This window comes from Aliivibrio sp. 1S128 (assembly GCF_001691065.1).
In the GTDB taxonomy this organism is placed as follows: Bacteria; Pseudomonadota; Gammaproteobacteria; order Enterobacterales; family Vibrionaceae; genus Aliivibrio.
In genome coordinates this window covers 1-284 of record NZ_MAJV01000041.1, presented here as the reverse complement: position 1 = coordinate 284, position 284 = coordinate 1, and the positions used below count along the sequence as shown (strand labels likewise).

General features: G+C 38.0%; 1 pseudogene. It reads left to right on the top strand.

Annotated features, from left to right (window positions below):
• Positions 1–284, top strand: a pseudogene (locus tag A6E03_RS07195) (hypothetical protein); the annotation flags it as partial.

The window sequence follows — 284 nt, the reverse complement described above, 5'->3', positions numbered from 1 at the left end:
GACCTCGCTACAGGAACAACGATTCAAATGGACGATGACTTTCATTTTTCTGAAGTCGGGGTGATATATGGTGGGAAGCGGTATGTAGTCTCTGATTTTGCTGTCATTGTGTATGATGAAAAAACGGATAATAGACTATATGGTATAGGCTATCCACAAAAAACTGACGCAAATTATGAACGATTTATGCAAGGCTCAAAATACAGCTCAGAATTTAAATGGAAGAATAAATCGATTAGCCCTGAAGGTAAGTATGTCTGGGGAGAAACGACAAAATATAGAGT